Consider the following 23139-nt stretch of genomic DNA (forward strand, 5'->3'; position numbering starts at 1 on the left):
GTGAGAGTAGGGAACTGCCAGGCATCAATCAAGAAGAACCCCGTACCGTAAGGTGCGGGGTTTTTTGCTTTTGGTTTTTCTCCCCTGGCCTTTCTCTTAATCTCTTACCCTGCTAATGGAATGTGTGATCCCTGTCTCAATGTTATTTATAACAAAATTATAACATTTCATTTACGAGGTAATTGAGTCTCCTGGCTCAATACACCGCTGTTTATGGCAGGAGCATAATCACAATGACAGAAAGTATTACATCAAACGGGACGCTGGCTAACAGTGATACCCGAAGAAGGGTATGGGCAATCGTCAGCGCCTCTTCCGGGAATCTGGTTGAATGGTTTGACTTCTACGTCTATTCATTCTGTTCACTCTACTTCGCACATATCTTCTTCCCGTCCGGCAACACCACAACACCGCTACTACACACGGCAGGGGTATTTGCCGCCGGATTCTTAATGCGACCCATTGGGGGCTGGCTGTTTGGGCGTATTGCGGATCGTCGCGGGCGCAAGGCCTCCATGCTGATCTCGGTTTGTATGATGTGCTTTGGATCTCTGGTGATCGCCTGCTTACCAGGGTATGAATCGATCGGGACATGGGCGCCTGCGCTGCTTTTGCTGGCTCGCTTATTCCAGGGACTATCGGTGGGCGGTGAATACGGTACCAGTGCGACCTATATGAGTGAAGTTGCCCTGGAAGGCCGCAAAGGTTTTTACGCCTCATTCCAGTACGTTACGCTCATTGGTGGTCAATTGCTGGCGATTCTTGTGGTGGTGATCCTGCAGCAGATCCTGACAGACGAACAACTTCACACATGGGGATGGCGAATTCCTTTCGCACTGGGCGCAGCACTGGCGATTGTCGCACTTTGGTTACGCCGTCAGTTAGATGAAACCTCGCAGAAAGAGGTCAGGACGCTAAAGGAGGCGGGAACATTCAAAGGATTATGGCGAAACCGCAAAGCTTTCCTGATGGTGCTGGGCTTCACTGCGGGCGGCTCTCTCAGTTTTTACACTTTCACTACCTATATGCAAAAGTATCTGGTGAACACCACCGGAATGCACGCAAACGTCGCCAGCGTTGTTATGACAGTGGCACTTTTTGTCTTTATGCTCATACAACCGATTATCGGTGCGCTTTCCGATAAGATTGGTCGCCGTACCTCAATGCTGATCTTTGGTGGGCTGTCGGCGCTGTGTACTGTCCCTATTTTGACAGCCCTTCAGCATGTCTCCTCGCCATATGCCGCATTTGCACTGGTGATGCTGGCAATGGTGATTGTCAGTTTCTACACCTCGATCAGCGGAATACTGAAAGCCGAAATGTTCCCGGCACAGGTACGAGCGCTAGGGGTAGGGCTCTCTTATGCGGTAGCCAATGCGCTGTTTGGCGGATCGGCGGAGTACGTTGCGTTGTCGCTTAAATCATGGGGAAGTGAAACGACATTCTTCTGGTACGTGACGGTAATGGGGGCGCTGGCCTTTATTGTCTCCCTGATGCTGCATCGCAAAGGGAAGGGCATTCGTCTTTAATAATGCGCCATCTGCCAGACGGCATAACCGGTGGTTGCACCGGCGACGTCCCAGGCGAAATCTTTCCAGCTCCAGCCGCTCCCCGCGGGGCGGCTATCCCACAGTTCTTTTGATGCTCCAAGGCTTACTGAGAACATCAATCCTATCGCTGCGCTCCGGTCCCGGCTGTATCCCTGATGCTGTGCATATTCGTTACCGGCTGCAGACAGCATTGCGGAGGCGAGGAAGTGCTGAGCCTTATCCTGTCCGGACCAGCTATCGTTGGCCATCTGGCTGCAGCCACTCAGAAAGAGGACGCTCAGTAGCAGAGAAGTACGCATCAACGGGCTCCATAAAAAAGCCCTGCGGGTGACAGGGCTCTGACATTACAGAATACGGCTGATAAGTCGGTCGATACGGATACGACGTAAACGGCGGATCAACTTACGGACTTTCACCGGATAATCGGCAATGCTCTGTAGTTCGCGGTAATGGTTAACCACCGTAGTATGCGTGCGAATCAACTCCAGCTCACGTTCACGCTGGGCGGCTAACTCATGCTGCGGGTCATGGATGAGAATAGCGTTTTCCAGATCCAGTCTCCAGGCGCGTGGGTTAAGGTTGTTACCGGTCAGCAGCATCCACTCATCGTCGACCCACATTCCTTTCAGGTGGTAACTGTTGTCTTCATCTTTCCACAGACGCACAACCAGCTGGTCAGTGTTGACGTAGTACTGTAAACGGCTCAGGAAACGACGCAGGTTAATCTCATAAAGATAAGGCAGCGCACCGATGATTTTGAACGGCTGGTCTTCAGGGATGAAAAAGTCGTTTGCTGTTTTATCGCCGACGATAATTTCCACTTTTTTACCGTCGCGCAGTAGCTGAATGATATTTCGCACCAGCACGGCAGGAAGGTTGAAGTATGGCGTACAGATGGTGAGTTTCTGCTCTGCGCATGGCATCAAATGGAAGATCGTTTTGTTCAGCAGGCTTGATTTGCCGAGCCCTACCAGCGGGGTAACAGATAACTCTTCGTTGTTCGCATCGCCCTGGAAATGGTAGACAGCATCGCGCAACTCCTGGCGGAAAGCGCGAACATCATTTTTGATCTCCGGGCTTTTAGGACGCTCAGGATCGTCAAGGCGATTAACACCACGACCGTGTACCAGGTTTTTATCAACCCAGTTGAACATGATATCGGCCATCTGTGGATTACGAATCAGGTGGTAGCGGTCGTAGCGATATTTATCGAGCTGATGAAGGTAGACATCATTCAGGCTTGCGCCGCTGTACAGGACGCTGTCATCAATGATGAACCCTTTAAAATGAAGGACACCGAGTGCTTCACGGGTATTAACGGGTACGCCATAAACAGGGACATCGACGCCAGGATTTTCCTGCGCCGTGCGGCAATACCAGTCTGCATTAGTATTGGAAGCGGCTGCGCCGATACGGCCACGCTGAGCGCGATGCCAGTCAACCAGTACGCGAACATCCAGTTCCGGACGCTGACGTTTAGCTTCATAGAGTGCGTTGAGGATCGCACGACCGCCTTCATCTTGTTCAAGATACAGGGCCACAATGCAAATGCGTCGCGTGGCGCTGGCAATCTTTTCCAGAAGCGTTTCCCGAAAATGAGCGGGAGCATAAAAGAACTCTACATCATCAACTGACTGAGAAATCTTCGGTAGTTGAGCAAGGTGTTGTTGATGTTTATTACGCTTAAATTTTGACAACATCACAGTGCGTTTCTTCTCTGTTCATTGAAGGGTTGTCTGTACCATGCAAACAACATAAGCGGACAATGATACCACCAGTCCCGTCCAAAGTGGGTAACATTTCCAGTAGGTTACTCGTGTTTGTCTGCTGATGTCAGGACGAGGGACAAGGCAACAATACCTTCCTCCAGCTGAATATCAACGTCAAATCCGAGTTTTCGCGCCAGGGTCACCATACCGCGATTGTTTGGCATAGTAATGCCATTCAGGCGCAACAATCCGTGATCTCGCGTATAACTGATGAGTTTTTCCAGCAGTCGTCTACCCAGCCCCAGGCCTTTAAGATCGGAGCGCACCAGCACGGCAAACTCCGCATCGACATTATCCGGGTCAGAAATGGCTCGCGTGACGCCGAGGATCTCATCATCATGATCTGCACGACGCACGGCAACAAACGCCATTTCTCGATCGTAGTCGATCTGGGTCATATTGGCTAAATCATCGTGGGTAAATTCGTTGATTTCGCTAAAATAGCGGTAGTAGAGATCTTCTTTCGTAACCTGAGAGATAAAGGCCCGCAGCTGGGGTTCATCTTCCGGCAGAATTGGGCGGAACAGGACGCGTTCCCCGTTTTTCATCTCTACCCACTCCTCCAGATGCAGAGGATATGGACGGATTGCCAGGCGGCTCTCTCTGTCCCTTTCGAAGGGCGCGATATCCAGCGTCACGTCCAGCGCCGTAAACTCATTGCCGGAAGCGAGTAGCGGATGGATATCCAGCCGCTGGATCTCGGCACAATCCACGATCAGATTAGAAACCTGCACCAGGAATTGACTTAACCCGGCAATATCGAGCGGACGCAAGGCACTGCGGCCACGGATCTTTTTGCTTTTAATCGCCTGAATGATCAGATAGCGCGCGAGGTTCATGTTCAGCGGCGGTAAAGCAACGACAGCCTGTTCCTCCGGGTGCCACTCCACGCCACCTTCTCCCAGCATAATAAGCGGGCCGAAGACGGGATCGTGCTCTACCACGACTCGTAGTTCCTGAGCGCCTGCGCGGTTAGCCATGCTTTGTACCAGCAGTCCGTGGATCCGGGCCTGCGGCCAGGCCATCTTAACGCGATCAAAAATGGCATCGGCTGCCTGCTGTACCTCCGTTGCCGTACGCAGATACAGCATGACACCCTGAACATCTGATTTATGCGGTATATCGGGAGAGCGCAGCTTAAGAGCGACAGGATAGCCAATCTGCTCCGCAATATGTACTGCCTCGGCGCTGTCGCTGGCGATCCAGGTTGGCAGGGTTTGCATCCCGTAGCTGCCCAGAATGGGCTGCACTTCATGCGTATCAAGCGATGTCGCGCCCTCTTCAATAGCCTGCTGCAAGAGTCGATGAACGTCGACGGTATTCGCCGTCAGGTTACCAGGTAGCGCCGGGGTTTCGCGCAGCTGCTTCTGATTGCGGCGATATTCCACCATATGCATAAATGCGGTGATGGTCCCTTCCGGCGTACGGTAGGTTGGCAGACCGGCTTCGCTGAACAGACGTCGTGCCTCCTGAGATGAAAACTCACCGCACCAGTTTGTCAGCAGAGTGACATATTTGCCGCGCGGATGGTTGCGTACAGCTTCAATTAACGCGCGCGCACTTTCACTGCCCGGCGCGACTGCGCTGGGGGAGTGGATAATCATCAATGCATCGAAGTCCTGACTATCCAGCAAAATTGAGATAGCCCGAATATAGCGATCGCTGCTGGCGTCATCGCGCAAATCAAGCGGATTGCCGGGCATCACGCTTGTAGGAAGCGCCTCTCTGAGGCGTTGAAGCGTCTCTTCACCCAGCGTTGCCAGCTTTCCGTTGCGCAGCCACAGTTCATCCAGCGCAAGCGCAGCAGGGGCCGCACCATTGCTGACAATCATTAACTTCTCGCCACGCAGTGGGCGCATGTGGCTGAGCGTCTCAACGGCGGAAAAAAGCTCGTGCGTATCCTGCACCCGCAGTAACCCCGCGCGCTGGATGGCGGCATCCCAGGCGGGATCCATGCCGGAATGAGACTGCAGGAGACGCTGGGCAGCAGGACTGCGACCGCTTTTGATAACCAGGATCGGCTTATTGCGCGAAGCACTTCGTGAAGCCGATACAAAACGACGGGCGTCGCTCAGATGCTCAAGATAAAGGAGTATCGCGCTGGTTTTGCTGTCACGAGCCAGGAAATCCAGAAGCTCATCAACGTCGATATCCAGGCTGTCGCCCAGGGCAATGAAGTAGGAGAAACCCATTTCGCGCTGTTGCGCCCAGTCGAGGATTGTGTTCGATACTGCAGCCGACTGCGAGATAAACGCCAGTTTGCCTTTGCGGATCGGTACCGGGGAGAAACTGGCATTCAACCCCTGCCAGGGGGCGAGCAGGCCCAGGCTATTCGGGCCAAGGATACGCATCTGGTAGCGGCTGGCGTAGGCGAGCAGTTCGGGTTGCTGTTCAGGTGGAGACGAGAGAATAATGCAGGTTTTACACCCTTTCTTGCCAAGTGCTTCCAGCAGTTCCAGATTGCGTTTCGCATTCGTACACAGCACGGCGAGGTCCGGCACAAAAGGCAGGCTCTGCACATCTGGCCATGCCAGCACCCCCTGAACGGCCTTATAAGCCGGCGTGACGGGCATGACGGGGCCATTAAATCCTCCCGCGAGCAGGTTGCGCATCATCAGATAGCCTGCCCGATCCGGTTTCATGGATGCGCCGATAACGGCAATGGATTTAGGACGTAATAGCGCTTCTAACCCTCGCTGGCTCATGCAAGTCTCCCGTGATTGCAAGCGACCTGATGATTTTAAACGCTTTCTGACGCTGTTGCTGTGATGCTGCCCTTATGAATGGTTTTTCCCGCCAGATAGCGTTCCCGGAAACAAGAGAAATGGTTGCCCAGGGCGCCGGCTGCTGCGGTATCCCCGGCTAAATCCAGCAGCGCGATGGCCACCTCGGCGGTGCAATATTGTCCGTCAGCATGCGCTTCACGCAGGCGATAAGCCGAGACGCGGGAAAGATCGACAGAAATGACCGGCAGCGCGTCAAGGTAAGGGCTTTTGCGAAACATTTTCCGCGCTTCGGTCCATGTGCCGTCCAGCATAATAAACAGCGGTGGCTTACCGGATGGTGGCGCCGAAAGCACCTGACGATTGTCGCCTGCGTAAGAGGCCGGGAAAACGACCATCGGCTGATAGTCCGGGTTTGTCACCAGATCGAGCAGGGCCTGTGGCGGCTCGGTGCGGGACCATTGAAACGCGGCAGTATCCGGCAGAATATCGGCAATCAGCCGCCCTGTATTACTGGGTTTCATCGGCTCGGTATCAAACATGACCAGACAAAAACGGCTTTTAGCCGTACTGGGTGCCAGCGTTTCGCACAGGCAAACTTTAAGCGGAAGCAGGCAGCGCTGGCAGCGACGAATGCGATTGCCACGGGCAAGAAAAGGACGAGTGGCGCGTGCAAGGCGTTCGGCGCGTAACAGGAGGACAGCGTTATCGGTCATGGGCGAAGTGAAGGAAAAACGCCATTTTCGCAGAGGCGGGAGCGGGGCACAAGATGTGCCCCGTGAAAGTTACAGTGATTCGTTTAACCAGCTGTCAAACGGCGCTTTCGGTACTGCGCCATTGAGCATGTCGACGACTTCACCGTTTTTAAAGATCATAATGGTCGGGATGCTGCGAATGCGGAAACGTGCGCTAAGCTCGCGTTCCGCCTCGGTATTCACCTTAACAAAACGCATCTTACCGCTGCGCTCTTCGGCCACGTCTTCAAAGATTGGCGCGAAGCTTCGGCATGGACCGCACCACGGTGCCCAGAAATCGACCACCACCGGGAGATCGTCCTTGAGGAGTTTGTCCAGCGTAGCACCCGTCGCGTTAATGACATCGCCATCAAACAGTTCGTGGCCACAACGTCCGCATTTCGCACCATCGTCAATCCGATCGTCCGGAATGCGATTAAGAGCCTGACAGTTGGCACATACGGTATTCATAACTAACCTCTGATAGAGCCGTGGGACAGCGGCAGAACGCCGATAATGTTTCTAATATGTTACATATTATCAATGAGCCTGTTTGAAACAACAATGCGTTTTATTCAATGAGAACAATAGTCACAGGCTTTTGTACGAAATTATGGCTATGCGCTGGCACATCGGGTAATCTGCGCGCTTCGCGCAGCGCTGGTGGAGAAAAGCATGAACGACGAAATGAAAAACAAAAGCGGCAAGGTCAAAGTGATGTATGTCCGCAGTGATGATGACTCTGATAAACGCACCCAAAATCCGCGTACCGGAAAAGGTGGCGGGCGTCCGGCGTCTTCTCGTGCAGACGGTGGCCGTCGCCCCGCCCGCGATGACAGAAACACCCGCGGTGATGACCGCAAACGTGACGATCGCAAACGCGATGACCGTCCGCGTTCCGACCGCCCACGCAGTGACCGTCCACGCGACGATCGTCCGCGTGATGACTTCCCGCGTGACAACGCCTCCCCGTGGCGCACCGTTTCTCGCGCCCCGGGCGATGAGACGCCAGAGAAAGCCGATCACGGCGGTATCAGCGGCAAAAGCTTTATCGATCCGGAAGTGCTGCGCCGTCAGCGTGCGGAAGAGACCCGCGTGTATGGCGAGAACGCCTGCCAGGCGCTGTTCCAGAGCCGCCCTGAGTGTATCGTCCGCGCCTGGTTTATCCAGAGCGTGACCCCGCGCTTTAAAGAAGCACTGCGCTGGATGGCTGCGAACCGTAAAGCCTACCACGTGGTGGATGATGCCGAGCTGACCAAAGCGTCCGGTACCGAGCACCACGGCGGCGTCTGCTTCCTGATTAAAAAACGTAACGGCACCACCGTGCAGCAGTGGGTCAGCCAGGCGGATGCCGATGACTGCGTGCTGGCGCTGGAAGATGTAGGCAACCCGCACAACCTGGGCGCGATGATGCGCAGCTGCGCGCACTTTGGCGTGAAGGGTGTGCTGTTACAGGATGCCGCACTGCTGGAATCCGGTGCCGCTATCCGCACTGCAGAAGGCGGAGCGGAGCATGTGCAGCCGATCACCGGCGACAGCGTGCTGGACGCCCTTGAGCAGTTCCGTAAAGCGGGTTATTCCATCGTGACCACGTCGAGCCATGCTGGTACGCCGCTGTTTAAAGCGACGCTGCCGCGTAAAATGGTGCTGGTATTAGGTCAGGAACGTGACGGTCTGTCTGACGCGGCGCTTTCCAGCGCTGATCTGAGCGTCTCTATCGACGGGACAGGTAATGTAGAAAGTTTGAACGTGTCCGTTGCGACCGGCGTACTGCTGGCGGAATGGTGGCGTCAGAATAAGGCATAAGCCTCTCAATGTGCCGGGTCTGGCCCGGCACATTCAAATCCTACTCGCTCTCTGCCGGTAACACTGGCATCCAGTCAATTGGCGTTTCGCCACGTTTTTCCAGCCATTCATTCGCCAGAACAAAGTGATTACTGCCGAAGAAACCGCGATGTGCCGACAGCGGAGACGGGTGCGGCGCTTTTAAAACGTGATGGCGCTGACGGTCGATAATCGCCCCTTTCTTCTGCGCGTGAGAACCCCACAGTAAAAACACCACGCCTTCACGATGTTCGTTGATCAGGCTAATAACCTTATCGGTAAAGGTTTCCCAGCCCAGGCTGGCGTGAGAATGTGCCTGACCCGCCCGTACAGTGAGTACCGTATTTAACAGCAGCACACCCTGATGCGCCCAGCTTTCCAGGTAACCGTGGGTGGGGCGGGTAAAGCCTGGAACGGTTCCCTCAAGCTCTTTATACATATTGAGCAGAGAAGGTGGGATAGCCACGCCCGGACGGACGGAGAACGCCAGCCCGTGTGCCTGACCCGGGCCGTGATACGGATCCTGGCCAAGAATGACCACCTTTACATCGCTCAGCTCAGTGTAACGAAAGGCGTTGAACACATCTTTCTGCGGCGGATAAATCGTCTGCCCGGACTGACGTTCAGCTGCAACGGTGCTGAGTGTATTGATAAAATAGGGTTGTTGTTTTTCTTCTGCCAGCACATCGTGCCATGTCAACGGTGTGGTCATCTCGCTCTCCTGCGAATCTCATTCTGTGTCTAGCTTACCTGTTAAACGCCAGTGAGCAAAATGACGCGCTGAAACGTGCGCTAAGTAACTAAATTTATTTTGAAAAGATACACAACCAGTTGAATTGGTAAGGTGCTTAAATTGATCTAAAACAATAAATTCAAACCACACTCTTTATGTGGTTGGTGTTTTTGTTGATTTAAATCAATAAATCGCCGGGGTGCGAGTGATATATATACACACAAGAAACAATGGTTTTACCAATTGGCCGTGTGAGGCCGACACCAGTTAATGTAGCCTAAGGGAGGCAACACATGATTACAGGTATCCAGATTACTAAAGCTGCAAATGACGATCTGCTCAATTCTTTCTGGCTGCTGGACAGCGAGAAAAACGAAGCACGCTGCGTGGTGGCAAAAGCCGGTTTTACTGAAGATGAGATCGTGCCAGTGAGCAAACTGGGCGAAATCGAATATCGTGAAATCCCAATGGAAGTGAAACCGGAAGTGCGCGTGGAAGGCGGTCAGCATCTGAACGTTAACGTTCTGCGTCGTGAAACGCTGATGGATGCCGTTGAGCACCCTGAAAAGTACCCACAGCTGACTATTCGCGTGTCTGGCTATGCGGTTCGTTTTAACTCACTGACCCCAGAGCAGCAGCGCGACGTTATCGCGCGTACCTTTACTGAAAGCCTGTAAGGTTCCAGTTTCGGGGGGGAATAAAAAAGCCGGGGAAATCCCCGGCTTTTTCTTACTCTTCAGTTTTCGTATCCTGCGCGGCAGCGCTTGGCTTACGACGCTTACCAATGTTTTTGGTATCGCGGTGGCGTTGCTTAACGCGTGGCTTCTCTTTTTCTTTCTCTTTTCTCTCAGCGCGTTTTGCGAGTGCTTTCTTGGACGGTTTGCCCGTCATTTTTTCACTCGGCGCGCGGGTAGTTGGGCGCAGGCCGTCAATGACGCGAGATTTCAGCGGCTCATCAACATAGCGACCAATTTTTTGCAGTAGCAGGTGATCGTGCGCTTCAACCAGTGAAATCGCAGTACCTTTACGTCCGGCGCGACCGGTACGGCCAATGCGGTGCAGATAGGTATCACCACTGCGCGGCATATCGAAGTTGATCACGTGGCTCACGTCCGGAATGTCGATCCCGCGTGCGGCAACGTCTGTCGCCACCAGCACGTTCACGCGGCCATCGGTCAGGCGTTTGATGCCTTCGGTACGCTTAACCTGCGCCATCTCACCTTCGAGGTAGCAGTTATTAATGCCCGCATTACGCAGCATTTCTGCCAGCTCGTGCACGCGCTCGCGTTTACGCACAAAGACGATGGTACGCAGAGCATCTTCCTGCTTCAGCAGGTGCTTCAGTAATTCGACCTTGTGCTCAAGGTTGTCCGCACGGTAATACCACTGATGGATCTTCTTGCGCTCACGCGTAGAGGGCGTCGCAGAGACTTCAACCGGATCTTCCAGCAGACGCTCGGCGAAATCTTTAATCGCGTCCCCTTCAAGGGTGGCAGAGAACAGCATCGTCTGGTTACGCCAGCGCGTCTCGCCCGCAATATGTTCGATATCCTGTGCGAAGCCCATGTCCAGCATGCGGTCGGCTTCATCCAGAATCAGCGTTTCTACCGCGCGGCAGTCGAAGTTCTCTTCTTTAATGTACTGCAGCAAACGGCCCGTCGTCGCAACAACGATATCCTGGTTTTCGCTGAACACTTCGGCGTGGTTCATATACGCCACGCCGCCGGTGATGGTGGCGATATCCAGATGGGTGTTAGCCGCCAGCTCACGCGCGTGATCGGCAACCTGCATGGCCAACTCGCGCGTAGGCGTCAGGATCAAAATACGCGGTGGGCCTGATTTTTTTCGTGGAAAGTCGAGCAGGTGCTGCAACACAGGCAGCAAATAGGCTGCTGTCTTCCCCGTGCCGGTTGGCGCAGAACCGAGCACATCGCGGCCCTCAAGCGCAGGCGGAATGGCCGCTGCCTGAATGGCGGTCGGGCGTGTAAAGCCTTTGCTCTCAAGTGCATTGAGCAGGCTTTCATCGAGTTCAAGTTCGGAAAAAGTCGTTACAGTCATGTTCTACCTCTGTGTGGGGCGCTGATTATAGACGTTACGGCTGTAATCTTCATCTGTTTGTATGGATATCGCTTTGCGGTGCCTTCGCTTTCCCCTATGCTACTCCAGTTTCACTTAGAAGGTTGCCCTGACATGTCTCAACTCAAAGCGCAGTTGCGCCGCGATGGTTTTACGTTTAAACAGTTTTTTGTCGCCCACGATCGCTGTGCCATGAAAGTCGGCACCGACGGTATTTTACTGGGAGCATGGGCCCCTGTCGCAGGTGTTAAACGTATTCTTGATATCGGTACCGGCAGCGGGCTGGTGGCGTTGATGCTGGCCCAGCGTACGGAAGAGCATGTCACGATTGATGCCGTTGAGCTCGATGCGCAGGCTGCAGAGCAGGCGAGTGAAAATGCGGCCGAATCCCCCTGGGCAGACCGGATTCGCGTTCAATGTGCGGATGTGCTGGTCTGGGCGCCTGAACAAACTGCGCGTTACGATCTTATCGTCAGCAACCCTCCTTACTACGCGCCCGGTGTCGAGTGTGGTACCCCTGAACGTGAACAGGCGCGTTATACCGGTTCACTCGATCATAAAGCACTGCTTACCAGCGCGGCTGAACTCATCTCTGAAGAGGGCTTTTTTTGCGTAGTGTTGCCAGAAAGCACGGGTAATACATTTATTAGTCTGGCGCAGGAGATTGGCTGGACATTACGTTTGCGAACTGACATTTCTGATACGGAAGGACGACTGCCGCACCGTGTGCTGCTGGCGCTCTCGCCAAAAGAAGGTGAATGCTTTAATGACCGTATGGTGATTCGAGGGCCAGACCAGCGTTATTCCGAAGATTACACTGCTCTGACCCAGGCATTTTATCTGTTTATGTGAACCTGCGGAGCCAGTATCGACGGGCCGGATTCAGCAAGCTGATCCGGGTAGTCCAGGGTGTAGTGCAAGCCGCGGCTCTCTTTACGCATCATGGCGCAGCGAACAATCAGCTCGGCAACCTGCACCAGATTGCGCAGCTCCAGCAGATTATTTGATACGCGGAAATTGGCATAATATTCATCAATTTCCTGCTGCAGCATAGTAATGCGGCGCAACGCACGTTCCAGACGTTTTGTGGTGCGCACAATCCCCACGTAGTCCCACATAAACAGCCGTAGCTCATGCCAGTTGTGCTGGATCACGACCAGCTCGTCCGGGTTATCCACGCGGCTTTCATCCCAGGCAGGTAAGTGCTCGGTCTCGCGGGCGTAAGGCATGCGTTTCGTGATGTCTTCCGCCGCTGACCAGCCGTACACCAGACACTCAAGCAGCGAGTTCGACGCCATACGGTTCGCGCCGTGAAGGCCGGTATAACTCACCTCGCCGATAGCATACAGACCTTCTACGTCGGTGCGCCCGTGATCGTCAACCATCACGCCCCCGCAGGTATAGTGGGCCGCAGGCACAATGGGCACCGGATCGCGGGTCAAATCAATCCCCAGGTTCAGCAGCTTTTCGTAAATCATCGGGAAATGCTGGCGAATGAATGCGGCTGGCTTATGGCTGATATCGAGATACATGCAGTCCACGCCCAGACGTTTCATTTCATGGTCGATGGCGCGGGCAACGATATCGCGAGGGGCCAGCTCGCCACGCGCGTCAAAGTCCGGCATAAAGCGGGTACCGTCAGGGCGTTTCAGATAAGCGCCTTCACCGCGCAGGGCTTCCGTCAGCAGGAAGTTGCGCGCCTGAGGGTGGAACAGGGCTGTTGGGTGAAACTGATTAAATTCGAGATTCGCCACGCGGCAGCCTGCGCGCCAGGCCATGGCGATACCGTCTCCGGAAGCGATGTCCGGGTTAGTGGTGTACTGATACACCTTAGAGGCACCGCCCGTCGCCAGTACAACGGCCTTCGCCTGACAGGTTTCAACCTTCTCTTTATTACGGTTCCAGACCCATGCACCCACCACGCGACGCGGACCAGGCAGGCCAATCTTGTCGGAAATAATCAGGTCAACGGCATTACTGCGCTCAAGAACCCGAATATTAGGATGGTTAAGCGCTTTACCCACCAGCGTGGTCTCCACCTCTTTACCGGTGGCATCCGCTGCGTGCAGGATGCGGCGGTGGCTATGGCCGCCTTCGCGCGTGAGGTGGTAGCTCTCTTCACCGTTAGGCTGAATCTGGGTATCAAATAATACGCCCTGATCGATGAGCCACTGAACGCAATGGCGGGCATTGCTGGCAACGAACTCTGCGGCGTGCGCATCCACGATCCCGGCGCCGGCAATCAACGTATCTTCTACATGCGACGCTATGCTGTCGGTCTCGTCAAACACGGCGGCAATGCCGCCCTGGGCATAAAATGTGGAACCTTCACTTATCGGTCCTTTACTCAGAACGATAACGTTTTGATGTTCGGCAAGGCGCAGCGCCAGAGAGAGACCGGCAGCGCCGCTACCGATGATCAGGACATCACAATGGAGTTCAGATGTTGTGTTCATGATTGTTGTTTAATTTACTAAACAGTGTTGGGTCAGAATAGCACCTGAGTGCGATTTATCGCACGTTTTTTTTAGAGGTTGTTGCAATGGCTAAACGCGTAAGACGGAGTAAATAGCGGGTAAAGGAATGAAATTATTTTGCGAAGCAGATCGTTAGCGTCAGATTTTGTGGTGAAATAAAGACTGGGTTGCGTTACTCTTCTCGCGGGAAAAAAGATGTTTCTTGTCAGAAAGTGGTGCGTATCGTGAACAGACTTATAATGAGAGAAAATGAACAGTCTGCGGCGCGATGAACAAAAACAAAGGCGTTACGGAACTTATTGACGATCGGACACTCTAACTCGGTGCTTGCTCAAAGTGCGGTGTTTTTAGAGTGGCGTTTCGATAACGCGTGGAATTTAGGTTTGGGGAGACATTACCTCGGATGAGCGAGCAGTTAACGGACCAGGTCCTGGTTGAACGGGTCCAGAAGGGAGATCAGAAAGCCTTTAACTTACTGGTGGTGCGCTACCAGCATAAGGTGGCGAGTCTGGTTTCCCGCTATGTACCGTCAGGTGATGTGCCTGATGTGGTGCAAGAGTCTTTTATTAAGGCCTATCGCGCGCTGGATTCTTTCCGGGGAGATAGTGCTTTTTATACCTGGCTGTACCGTATTGCTGTTAATACGGCAAAGAATTATCTGGTTGCTCAGGGTCGTCGTCCGCCGTCCAGTGATGTAGACGCTATCGACGCCGAAAACTTCGAAAGTGGCGGTGCGCTGAAAGAAATTTCGAACCCTGAGAACTTAATGTTGTCAGAAGAACTGAGACAAATTGTTTTTCGCACGATCGAGTCGCTCCCTGAAGATTTACGCATGGCAATTACGTTACGGGAGCTTGATGGTCTGAGCTATGAAGAGATAGCCGCTATCATGGATTGTCCGGTCGGCACGGTGCGTTCACGAATCTTCCGTGCGCGAGAAGCTATTGATAATAAAGTTCAACCGCTTATCAGGCGTTGACGATAGCGGGATACTGGAAAAGGTATTAGGCATGCAGAAAGAAAAACTTTCCGCTTTAATGGATGGTGAGACGCTGGATAGTGAGCTGCTCAACGAGCTGTCTCATTCTCCCGAAATGCAAGAGACCTGGGAGAGTTACCATCTCATCCGTGACACGCTGCGCGGCGATACCGGCGAGGTTCTCCATTTCGATATCTCTGCCCGCGTGATGGCGGCCATTGAGAATGAGCCTGTTCATCAGACCACTCCGCTGATTCCTGAAGCTCAACCTGCACCTCACCAGTGGCAGAAAATGCCGTTCTGGCAAAAGGTGCGTCCGTGGGCCAGCCAGCTCACCCAAATGGGGGTTGCTGCATGCGTATCGCTTGCAGTTATCGTTGGCGTCCAGCACTATAATACTCAGTCTGAAACTAATCAGCAGCCAGAAGCGCCAGTGTTTAACACACTGCCGATGATGGGCAAAGCGAGCCCGGTTAGCCTGGGCGTACCGGCTGATGCTTCCGCCAGCGGCGGTCAGCAACAGCAGGTGCAGGAGCAGCGCCGTCGCATTAATGCGATGTTGCAGGATTACGAGTTGCAGCGTCGTCTGCACTCTGAACAGCTTCAGTTTGAGCAGGCCCAAACCCAGCAAGCTGCTGTGCAGGTGCCCGGAAACCAAACTTTAGGAACGCAATCGCAGTAATGAAGCAACTTTGGTTCGCCATGTCTTTGATGGCGGGTAGCCTGTTCTTCTCTGCCAACGCCTCGGCTGATGTTTCATCCGGGGCGTTGTTGCAGCAAATGAATCTGGCCAGCCAGTCACTCAATTATGAGTTGGCATTTATCAGCATCAATAAGCAGGGCGTCGAGTCGTTACGCTATCGTCATGCCCGTCTTGATAATCAGCCACTCGCCCAGCTTTTACAGATGGATGGTCCGCGTCGGGAAGTTGTCCAGCGAGGCAACGAAATCAGCTATTTCGAGCCCGGCCTGGAGCCTTTCACGCTCAATGGCGACTATATCGTTGATTCTCTGCCGTCACTCATCTATACCGACTTCAAGCGGCTGGCCCCTTACTACGATTTTATTTCGGTAGGGCGTACGCGCATCGCAGACAGACTGTGTGAAGTGATCCGCGTGGTTGCTCGCGATGGCACGCGCTACAGCTATATCGTCTGGATTGATGCGGAAACCAAGCTGCCGATGCGTGTGGACCTGCTTGACCGCGACGGTGAAACGCTTGAACAGTTCCGCGTGATCTCCTTCAGCGTGAACAATCAGGTTGGCAACAGCATGCAGAATCTGGCCAAAGCCAGCCTGCCGCCGCTGCTTTCTGTTCCGGCAGGGGATTCCGTTAACTTCAACTGGGTTCCTTCCTGGATCCCGCAAGGCTTTAGCGAAGTGTCCAGCAGCCGTCGTCAGTTGCCAACTATTGACACGCCCGTTGAGTCGCGCCTCTATTCCGACGGTTTGTTCAGTTTCTCGGTGAATATCAACCGCGCAACGGCAAACAGCTCTGAGCAAATGCTTCGTACCGGACGTCGCACGGTGAGCACCACGGTACGTGATAACGCAGAGATCACGATTGTGGGTGAATTACCTCCGCAGACGGCGAAGCGCATTTCAGACAGCATTAAATTCAGGGCCGCGCAATGATTAAAGAGTGGGCAACCGTCGTCTCGTGGCAAAATGGCGTTGCGCGCGTCAGTTGCGATGTCAAAGCCTCATGCAATAGCTGCGCATCCCGTGCCGGGTGCGGCAGCCGCGTGCTGAATAAGCTCGGGCCGCAAACGTCGCATACTATCTCTGTGCCAAGTGAACAGCCGCTGGTGGCGGGGCAGAAGGTTGAACTGGGGATTGCGGAAGGCAGTCTGCTCGGTTCCGCTATGCTGGTCTATCTCTCTCCGTTGGTCGGGTTATTTATCATGGGCGGCCTTTTCCAGACGCTGTTTGGTACTGATGTGGCCGCCATGTGCGGTGCCGCGTTGGGGGGCATCGGGGGATTCTGGCTTGCTAAAGGTCTCTCACCGAAGCTTGCCGCGCGCGAAGAGTGGCAGCCTGTCATTCTCAGCGTTGGGTTGGCACCAGACCAGCTTCGTGTCGAGACGCTCTCTTCTGAGGCCCGATGATCCATCGGGCTTTATCAATTTTTACGCCCTAATACAGAAAACGCCCTTTCTTCACGCTATACCTGTCTCTAAGTGCATTTCCAGGTGGCGAGGATGTAGTGTAGAATGCTGCGTTTTCGCACTGAAAAACGTCAGGCTAAGAACAGCGGCCTCCAGGAATTCGTAAGGCATAATTATTTAACTATATGAAGAACATACGTAACTTTTCGATCATTGCTCACATCGATAATTGATACTCCGTCAGCCTCCGCAAACCTCCGACAAAAACGCCTCAAGATCCCCATCAAATCAGCCTTTCCAAAAATTATACTGTTTGCATGTACAGTCAACCTACGACATCATAAGTCATGGTTTTTGTGTCCACCAGTGCGTCCATATCCTATGATGGACACATAACCTCCCGTTCTGATGGACACACGCAGGGACAAATCATGGCTATTTCAGATAGTTATCTAAAGTCGTGCCTTGGGCGCGAACGAGACAAAGTTGAAGAAAAGGCAGACCGTGATGGTCTGTGGGTACGCATCTCCAAAAAGGGGGCCGTTACTTTTTTCTACCGATTCCGCTTCCTGGGCAAACAGGACAAGATGACGATCGGCAGCTATCCGGAGTTCGGATTAAAAGCCGCGCGCGATGAAGTCGCTAAGTGGGCCGCTATTCTTGCCCGTGGCGAAAATCCACGGATCAGGCAAAGCCTCGACAAAGCCAAGATTAACAGCCAGTACACCTTCGAAGAGCTGTTTCGTGAATGGCATTCAATGGTGTGCGTTCAGAAAGAAACCGCAGGGCAGATTTTACGTACATTCGAATTGCACGTTTTCCCCAAGCTTGGTAAATACCCTGCGCATCAGCTCACGCTGCATAACTGGCTCACTGTGCTGGACCGATTGGCCCAGGGTTACAGCGAGATCACCCGGCGCGTAATCAGCAACGGCCGACAGTGTTATTCCTGGGCTGTGAAGCGGCAGCTGCTGGAAGTTAACCCGCTGTCAGAAATGTCTGGGCGTGATTTCGGCATCCAGAAACAAATGGGCGAGCGAACCCTAGACCGTAAAGAACTGGCGATTGTCTGGCGAGCCATTGAGGATTCCCGCCTCATTGAGCGAAACAAGATCCTCTATAAATTGTCACTGATATGGGCGTGCAGGGTCGGCGAACTCCGGCAGGCAGAAGTCGCACATTTTGATTTTGAAGAAGGGATCTGGACTGTTCCATGGGAAAACCACAAGACAGGACGGAAGACAAAGAAACCAATAATTCGACCTATCATCCCGGAAATGCTCCCGCTGATTAAACGGGCCATTGAGCTGGCGCCAGGACGCTTTGTTTTTTCAAAATACGAAGACAAACCGATGAGCGAAGGCTTTCACATGAGCATCAGCAGCAACCTGGTTAAGTTCATGCTGAAGGCTTATAACGAGCAGGTCCCACACTTTACTATTCATGACCTACGCAGAACTGCGCGAACGAATTTCTCAGAGCTAACTGAGCCGCATATCGCCGAGATAATGCTGGGGCACAAACTGCCTGGTGTGTGGTCGGTGTACGACAAGCACACCTATGTGGAGGAAATGAGAGTGGCATATGGTAAGTGGTGGGCCCGACTTATGAGCATCGTCGAGCCCGACATTCTGGAGTTCACGCCGCGTCAGGTCGGGTGAGACGGCCTTTATCATCACGGGTTAGATTCAGGTGAGACATCGGCTTACGGGTTGATCGTGACATCTCTTTAATCTGCCAGGCAGTGACTTTAGTTCTTAGCCATTTATTGGGGCCACCCATGTAAGCGCAATCGGGCTCAGGAAAAGGGTTCTCGTTTGGGGCTCTTTTCCTGTAGCGTTCGAGCGTACGTGAGGAAATACACAGCTGCCCGCAGATGTCTTTAGTGCTCATCAGCTCAAATTTATTGGTTGCTTTGCTCATCTTCGTTCTCCAAGGGCCCCAACCGGGGCCGTTTGATAATTCTTTATCAGGACGCCTGGCCGGGAAGGGCACGCAAGCGGCGCATGCCGGTCATTGCCGTGGCCACATAGCTCGCCTTGCGGTTCACCACCTCCACCCAGACCTTCACGCCTTCAACCTTCACCGTATACGTCTCTTTCATCTTGCTGCGCCCATAGTCGCCGTATCTTTGCTGGTGGGCAGTCAGTGCGATGTCGCATGCCTGTCGCGCGATAGGAGACTGCTGATTACCGCGGTTAATCAGTTTCATGCTGCACCGCCTTCATTCTTTTCGGTTTCGACCACCATATTTTCAAGCCGTCGAGATAGCTCGGCGGCCAGAGTCTGGAATTCTTCCTCGTTCGCCACAGGGATCGGCACGAAGCGAATCCCGATGTGCGCCAGGTGGTTGGCGATTTCGAGGCTTTTCCTCAAATCAACTGGTGAGGCTCTGTTCATGCGGCGCGCTCCGCCATTATTTCGGCCTTCTGCTCATCGTTGAGCATGTCGTCAGAGACGATCGCCACGCGATTGCTTGCGCTCCACGATACTGGAGCACTTTCTTTCAGCGCCTTATTCAGCGCCTCAGCAGCATCACGCACAGCTTGCGGCAAGCAGTAATAGTCATCACCATCAGGTATTATCTCTTCGCAGTGCTGCTCCAGATCGAACTCCGGCGGGTGGTTAGGCTCGCAGATCATTAACTGCAGCTCGCTCGGCAGCAGGGAGTGCTCATAGCAATAATCAGCCAGCGATTCAGCGTCGAAAAAGTACTGGTCACTGTCAAAGATAACGAGCGGCTCTCCGGCCCATACCGCGCGCTCAAAGGTAGAGAACTTCGCCTGTCGGCTTTCGCGGTGGCATTCTTCGCAATAGCCATGAGTGCTATGAATAGGGTGTTCGTCAGGTTTGTTTTTGCACTTGCGATGAGTAGCGCCGCACCAACGCGCCTGGTGCTCGTCACCGCCCCAGAAACGACCTTGGCGGTCTACCCAACCAGTTACGGTCTGGATGCTGGCCGCTTCATCGCTGTCCATCATCACGATTTTTTCAGTTTTCATATTCATTGTTCGGCTCCAAACCGCCCGTTAAGGCGGCCAGTTTTAACGACGAACTCCAGGAGGCTAACTCCCAGAGCTTCAATTTTCTTGTGATGCTTGTTGATGATGGGAGGCACCGTATCGTTCCAGTTAGGCTTTGGCTTCTTGCGCATGGCCTGCTGGATTTCCTCGGTGCAGCGGCGGCAGGCGGCGCGGATGGCGTTGTCTGTTTCTGGCGTCATGCGGCCTCCGTTTTCACGACGTCGATGGCGCAGCCGGGTAGCAATTCAACCGCGGCGGTGGCGCACTGATTTCCCCAATGATCCCAGCCCGGCGCCGCGCTGCGGCTGAATAACTCAATGCGTGGCACATCACCGTAAAGCAGTTCCAGACGGTGGCGCACTTCCCACGGCTTTTCGCTGTGCGCGCCGAGCGGGCTGTAGACCACCTGCTTAATCCCGGCGTGCTTTCGTTCCAGCCCGGCGCCGCGGGTGGCAATCAACAGGTCCTCAGTGTTGGCCCGGGTGTGGTTGCCTCCATTCATGCGCGTCTCTGCGTTAAGCAGATCAAGGAGGTCGTAAAAGTCGTTGATTTCACCCTCGGCCAGCGCCTTGTTGATGCGCAATTCGGCGTTCTGATTCAGCTTCACCCAGGTAAAGCCCTTCATCGTGCGAACGGTAAATCCCCAAGCTTCGGCCAGTTCGATAGCCTCCTGGTTATGCGTTCCGGTGTACCACATCGCCAGCACCGAGTTTTCGGCGGCAAGTTCCCACACTGGCAGACGCTTGATGTCGATTAACTTCATGGTGGAGTAGTGATCGGCAGCGGCCCCGTTACTGATGGTGTTGCCGTAAGACCAGGGTGGATCAGCGTAGATAAGAGAGTATTTTCCGGTCATGCATCCTCCCGCTCCGGATCGTTAACATCCCAGCCATTACGCTCAATATTGGTTTGCAGCCGCTTATCTCCGACCTCTTTAATGCTACGGCCGGTAATCTGTGCGACTTCAGCGTTTGAGTGTCGCCACAGCAGCGCAAGCTCTTCGGTAGCCCATTCAGGCATGACTTTTCCTCCTGACGATCGGGCAAGTGAGTTGCGCTTGCTGCGCACGGAGTGGATAGAGCGGCCGGTTGCCGTGGCGATTTCCTCGGGAGTGAACCGGCCAAACAGAAACAACTCTGCTTTGGTCCACTTCCTTAGGTTGGTGTTGGCTGGGAATTTCACATCGAGGCGAGCAGCCTGTGTGTAAACGGCGCGCTCACTTCTCTCCAGTTTTTCGGCAATCAATGAGACGGGCATCTGTCCGGCAACTTCATGCAGGAACAGGTTTTCCCATGGTTGCCAGTGATTTGCTCCCATTGTTACCTCCATTGCTCGCCAAACGTGAAGCCGATCTCTGCCAGCGCCTCGTCCATCTTCTCGATGAACTCAGGCACCATTTCGTTGAAATCGGTCATGTACTGTGAATCCCGTTCAACGACGACGTGGTGAATGCCTTCGCGCTTCATGCGTGGGTCGTAGTTTGCAAAGAACCAGGCGTCTTTTCCAGTCACCCACATGCTGTACTGCACCTGGGCCATGTACGCAGACTTGATTGCTTCGAAACCGCCAAGGCGGAATTTCATGAAGTCGCGAGAGGTGAAAGGGCATTTAAGCTCAAGACCGAACCCGTTACTGCACAGGCCGTCAGGGGAGCACGCGGTGCGCATGCTCTCGTCACGGAACAGGATCGGAGACTCCGTGACTTTCACGTCCGTGGTGAACTCGAAGAGGGTGCGGGCGTCTTCCTCGTACTGCTTGCCCCAGGCCAGCGCCTTGGCGTTAACCTCTGGCGCGACGCCGGTGCATACCTCGGCGAGCAGCGTGTGGAAGTAGGACATTTTCATGTCAGTCCACTTCTTTCCCGATCTTGGCTTGGCGATGACGTTGTGCACTTCTGAGGCGGTTATAACGCCGAGGCGCAGCCGGTGCCACGCCTCATCGCCCTGTTGGATCGTGGTTACGTCAATGCCAGTCCGGGACAGGATAATTTCGGGTGTCATGCTGCCGCCTTAGCTTTTTTCTGAAGGAAGTTGAACCCTTTCTGTGCCTCTTCTTCAGTGAGGTCTGACGCCTCAAGAATTGGCCGTTTGAAGATGTCGCTGCACACAGGGAGGAAGTCTTTCTCCCAGTCTTTATCCAGGGTCGTTAAGAGATCGGTTATCGCCTGCAGCGTTTCTTCGCTTGCTGCTGGTGGAAGTGCTTCAGTGGTGTTGCGCGGCGTGACGTCACGGATATCTACGTCCAGTGATTTACCTTCCATTTCTTCGGCGGTAGGCTGCTGTCCAATCTCAGGCCATGCTTTACGCAACGCCTGGGCTTCTGCGCATTTCGCCAGCTGGCCGTATGGGCGCTTTTTCCACATTGCATTCGGCGCCGTGGTGTCGCGACCGCCGGTGGCATAGTTTTCAATCCAGTATTCTTTGGCGCTGAACTCGACGATCTCGCCGCTGGGCATGCGCTTGAAAACGGTGTATTTGCACCACTGAGGGAAGGTAACCTCGACACCAGAGAGCATCTGAGTCGTGTCTGGCCCGAACTCTGGTTCGCGGGCACCGGCATAATCACCTGAGCGGTCCGCCTGAATGCGGTAAAGCCCGATGCCCGGCATTACCACGTCACGCCATTCGCTTTTACCCGTTCTTGAGTCTTTGATGCTCATCGGCACGAGGTGAACAGGCTTCAGCAACGGATCCAACTGGCGGGCACGGCAGTAATCGAGCGCCATCATTACCGATTCGTCTTTGGCGCCAGGGTAGATACTGTTCTTCAGCGCGCTCCAGGTAGCGACGTCGATACCTTTTTCCGCCAGCGCACTCGCCGTGATTGTTAATTCGTTTGCCATCGTTAATCCCCTCAAAAATTAAAACGGGCAGGTTGGATGAAGGCGATCCCACTCTTCTTCGGCGCGGTCGTAACAGATGCGTGTGACATAGTCGTTATAGGCTTCCTCTGCCTTTTGACCGACTAGTGCCATTTGCGCTTCTTTTGGGAGAAACAGGCTACTCATTTGCAGAGCATATTTCGGGAACATGGCGATCAGCTCTTTCGCCCGGTCGTCGATCCACTTCTCTTTCTCGTCGATGAGCTGCTGTTCAGCCCAGCGCCGGTCTTCGATTCGGTCGTAAGTGAGGTATGCGTTCATG

28 protein-coding genes are annotated in these 23139 nt (G+C 53.9%); 10 read left to right on the plus strand and 18 right to left on the minus strand.

Annotation, left to right across the window (positions count from 1 at the left end):
* Positions 1–233: 233 nt before the first annotated feature.
* Complete coding sequence (locus tag ACOTXR_RS20740) at positions 234–1529, plus strand: MFS transporter (protein ID WP_421767075.1); 1296 nt, start codon at positions 234–236, stop codon at positions 1527–1529.
* Here ACOTXR_RS20740 and ACOTXR_RS20745 read toward each other — a convergent pair.
* The 5 genes from ACOTXR_RS20745 to trxC form a co-directional block, all read right to left on the minus strand.
* Entirely contained in the window at positions 1526–1849 is a 324-nt protein-coding gene (locus ACOTXR_RS20745) for a YfiM family lipoprotein (protein ID WP_421767076.1), read from the minus strand. The two genes, ACOTXR_RS20740 and ACOTXR_RS20745, sit on opposite strands and share 4 nt — an antisense overlap.
* Positions 1850–1894: 45 nt before the next feature.
* Positions 1895–3250: a CDP-diacylglycerol--serine O-phosphatidyltransferase gene (gene pssA, locus ACOTXR_RS20750; RefSeq protein ID WP_023331103.1), complete on the minus strand. Its 1356-nt coding sequence runs from the start codon at positions 3248–3250 to the stop codon at positions 1895–1897.
* 110 nt (positions 3251–3360) lie between these two features.
* Positions 3361–6024 carry a bifunctional acetate--CoA ligase family protein/GNAT family N-acetyltransferase gene (locus tag ACOTXR_RS20755; protein ID WP_222834657.1) on the minus strand — a complete coding sequence of 888 codons (2664 nt, stop codon included), beginning with the start codon at positions 6022–6024 and terminating at the stop codon, positions 3361–3363.
* A 35-nt stretch (positions 6025–6059) separates the two neighbouring features.
* Positions 6060–6758, minus strand: coding sequence for a tRNA-uridine aminocarboxypropyltransferase (tapT, locus tag ACOTXR_RS20760; RefSeq protein WP_014884857.1), 699 nt, complete (start codon positions 6756–6758; stop codon positions 6060–6062).
* A 69-nt stretch (positions 6759–6827) separates the two neighbouring features.
* The gene (gene trxC / locus ACOTXR_RS20765; RefSeq protein ID WP_014884856.1) at positions 6828–7247 is read right to left on the minus strand and encodes a thioredoxin TrxC; all 420 of its coding nucleotides are present in this window, start codon (positions 7245–7247) and stop codon (positions 6828–6830) included.
* 204 nt (positions 7248–7451) lie between these two features.
* On the opposite strand from trxC, the gene ACOTXR_RS20770 reads away from it, so the two are divergent.
* The gene (locus ACOTXR_RS20770; protein WP_058691193.1) at positions 7452–8582 is read left to right on the plus strand and encodes a tRNA/rRNA methyltransferase; all 1131 of its coding nucleotides are present in this window, start codon (positions 7452–7454) and stop codon (positions 8580–8582) included.
* Between the two features lie 40 nt (positions 8583–8622).
* Here ACOTXR_RS20770 and ung read toward each other — a convergent pair whose 3' ends face one another.
* Entirely contained in the window at positions 8623–9312 is a 690-nt protein-coding gene (gene ung / locus ACOTXR_RS20775) for a uracil-DNA glycosylase (protein WP_014884854.1), read from the minus strand.
* A gap of 314 nt (positions 9313–9626) precedes the next feature.
* On the opposite strand from ung, the gene grcA reads away from it, so the two are divergent.
* Positions 9627–10010: an autonomous glycyl radical cofactor GrcA gene (grcA, locus tag ACOTXR_RS20780; RefSeq protein ID WP_014884853.1), complete on the plus strand. Its 384-nt coding sequence runs from the start codon at positions 9627–9629 to the stop codon at positions 10008–10010.
* A gap of 52 nt (positions 10011–10062) precedes the next feature.
* On the opposite strand, the gene srmB is transcribed toward grcA, so the two are convergent.
* Positions 10063–11391 (minus strand): ATP-dependent RNA helicase SrmB, encoded by a 1329-nt coding sequence (gene srmB / locus ACOTXR_RS20785; protein ID WP_014884852.1) that lies wholly within the window; start codon positions 11389–11391, stop codon positions 10063–10065.
* 132 nt (positions 11392–11523) lie between these two features.
* Here srmB and trmN point away from each other — a divergent pair, with 132 nt between their 5' ends.
* The gene (gene trmN, locus ACOTXR_RS20790) at positions 11524–12261 is read left to right on the plus strand and encodes a tRNA(1)(Val) (adenine(37)-N(6))-methyltransferase TrmN (protein ID WP_058691194.1); all 738 of its coding nucleotides are present in this window, start codon (positions 11524–11526) and stop codon (positions 12259–12261) included.
* Here the strand turns inward: trmN and nadB are convergent.
* Entirely contained in the window at positions 12246–13865 is a 1620-nt protein-coding gene (gene nadB / locus ACOTXR_RS20795) for an L-aspartate oxidase (RefSeq protein ID WP_023331098.1), read from the minus strand. The two genes, trmN and nadB, sit on opposite strands and share 16 nt — an antisense overlap.
* A gap of 344 nt (positions 13866–14209) precedes the next feature.
* On the opposite strand from nadB, the gene rseD reads away from it, so the two are divergent.
* The 6 genes from rseD to ACOTXR_RS20825 all read left to right on the plus strand — a co-directional run bounded on the left by rseD (position 14210) and on the right by ACOTXR_RS20825 (position 18634).
* Positions 14210–14293: a rpoE leader peptide RseD gene (gene rseD / locus ACOTXR_RS20800; protein WP_223605340.1), complete on the plus strand. Its 84-nt coding sequence runs from the start codon at positions 14210–14212 to the stop codon at positions 14291–14293.
* On the plus strand, positions 14290–14865 hold the full coding sequence (gene rpoE / locus ACOTXR_RS20805) for an RNA polymerase sigma factor RpoE (protein WP_006176728.1): 576 nt from the start codon (positions 14290–14292) through the stop codon (positions 14863–14865). The genes rseD and rpoE overlap by 4 nt, the downstream gene beginning before the upstream one ends.
* Positions 14866–14896: 31 nt before the next feature.
* Complete coding sequence (gene rseA, locus ACOTXR_RS20810) at positions 14897–15547, plus strand: anti-sigma-E factor RseA (RefSeq protein WP_014832926.1); 651 nt, start codon at positions 14897–14899, stop codon at positions 15545–15547.
* Entirely contained in the window at positions 15547–16500 is a 954-nt protein-coding gene (rseB, locus tag ACOTXR_RS20815; RefSeq protein WP_023331097.1) for a sigma-E factor regulatory protein RseB, read from the plus strand. The genes rseA and rseB overlap by 1 nt, the downstream gene beginning before the upstream one ends.
* A complete protein-coding gene (rseC, locus tag ACOTXR_RS20820) occupies positions 16497–16973 on the plus strand; it encodes a SoxR-reducing system protein RseC (protein WP_014884848.1) in 477 nt (158 codons plus the stop codon). The genes rseB and rseC overlap by 4 nt, the downstream gene beginning before the upstream one ends.
* Before the next feature lie 431 nt (positions 16974–17404).
* Entirely contained in the window at positions 17405–18634 is a 1230-nt protein-coding gene (locus ACOTXR_RS20825; RefSeq protein WP_048981735.1) for a tyrosine-type recombinase/integrase, read from the plus strand.
* Here ACOTXR_RS20825 and xis read toward each other — a convergent pair.
* The 10 genes from xis to gamL are packed head-to-tail and all read right to left on the minus strand — an operon-like array spanning position 18612 to position 23138.
* Positions 18612–18896 carry an excisionase Xis gene (gene xis, locus ACOTXR_RS20830; RefSeq protein ID WP_022651668.1) on the minus strand — a complete coding sequence of 95 codons (285 nt, stop codon included), beginning with the start codon at positions 18894–18896 and terminating at the stop codon, positions 18612–18614. The genes ACOTXR_RS20825 and xis overlap by 23 nt on opposite strands.
* Before the next feature lie 46 nt (positions 18897–18942).
* On the minus strand, positions 18943–19185 hold the full coding sequence (locus ACOTXR_RS20835) for a DUF4060 family protein (protein ID WP_057057841.1): 243 nt from the start codon (positions 19183–19185) through the stop codon (positions 18943–18945).
* Positions 19182–19373, minus strand: a complete 192-nt coding sequence (locus ACOTXR_RS20840) for a DUF1382 family protein (RefSeq protein WP_200923684.1) — start codon at positions 19371–19373, stop codon at positions 19182–19184. Before ACOTXR_RS20840 ends, ACOTXR_RS20835 begins: the two co-directional genes overlap by 4 nt.
* Positions 19370–19981 carry a hypothetical protein gene (locus tag ACOTXR_RS20845; protein ID WP_200923683.1) on the minus strand — a complete coding sequence of 204 codons (612 nt, stop codon included), beginning with the start codon at positions 19979–19981 and terminating at the stop codon, positions 19370–19372. The genes ACOTXR_RS20840 and ACOTXR_RS20845 overlap by 4 nt, the downstream gene beginning before the upstream one ends.
* Positions 19978–20196, minus strand: a complete 219-nt coding sequence (locus ACOTXR_RS20850; protein ID WP_150324920.1) for a hypothetical protein — start codon at positions 20194–20196, stop codon at positions 19978–19980. Before ACOTXR_RS20850 ends, ACOTXR_RS20845 begins: the two co-directional genes overlap by 4 nt.
* A complete protein-coding gene (locus ACOTXR_RS20855) occupies positions 20193–20852 on the minus strand; it encodes an MT-A70 family methyltransferase (RefSeq protein WP_421767077.1) in 660 nt (219 codons plus the stop codon). Before ACOTXR_RS20855 ends, ACOTXR_RS20850 begins: the two co-directional genes overlap by 4 nt.
* The gene (locus tag ACOTXR_RS20860; RefSeq protein WP_421767099.1) at positions 20849–21313 is read right to left on the minus strand and encodes a hypothetical protein; all 465 of its coding nucleotides are present in this window, start codon (positions 21311–21313) and stop codon (positions 20849–20851) included. Before ACOTXR_RS20860 ends, ACOTXR_RS20855 begins: the two co-directional genes overlap by 4 nt.
* Positions 21314–21315: 2 nt before the next feature.
* Positions 21316–21996, minus strand: a complete 681-nt coding sequence (locus tag ACOTXR_RS20865; protein ID WP_421767078.1) for a lambda exonuclease family protein — start codon at positions 21994–21996, stop codon at positions 21316–21318.
* Positions 21993–22838, minus strand: coding sequence for a phage recombination protein Bet (bet, locus tag ACOTXR_RS20870; protein ID WP_421767079.1), 846 nt, complete (start codon positions 22836–22838; stop codon positions 21993–21995). Before bet ends, ACOTXR_RS20865 begins: the two co-directional genes overlap by 4 nt.
* A gap of 18 nt (positions 22839–22856) precedes the next feature.
* Complete coding sequence (gene gamL / locus ACOTXR_RS20875; protein ID WP_421767080.1) at positions 22857–23138, minus strand: host nuclease inhibitor GamL; 282 nt, start codon at positions 23136–23138, stop codon at positions 22857–22859.
* Between the last annotated feature and the right edge of the window lies 1 nt (position 23139).

The organism is Enterobacter cloacae complex sp. IR53030 (assembly GCF_049238365.1).
Taxonomy (GTDB): Bacteria; Pseudomonadota; Gammaproteobacteria; order Enterobacterales; family Enterobacteriaceae; genus Enterobacter; species Enterobacter kobei.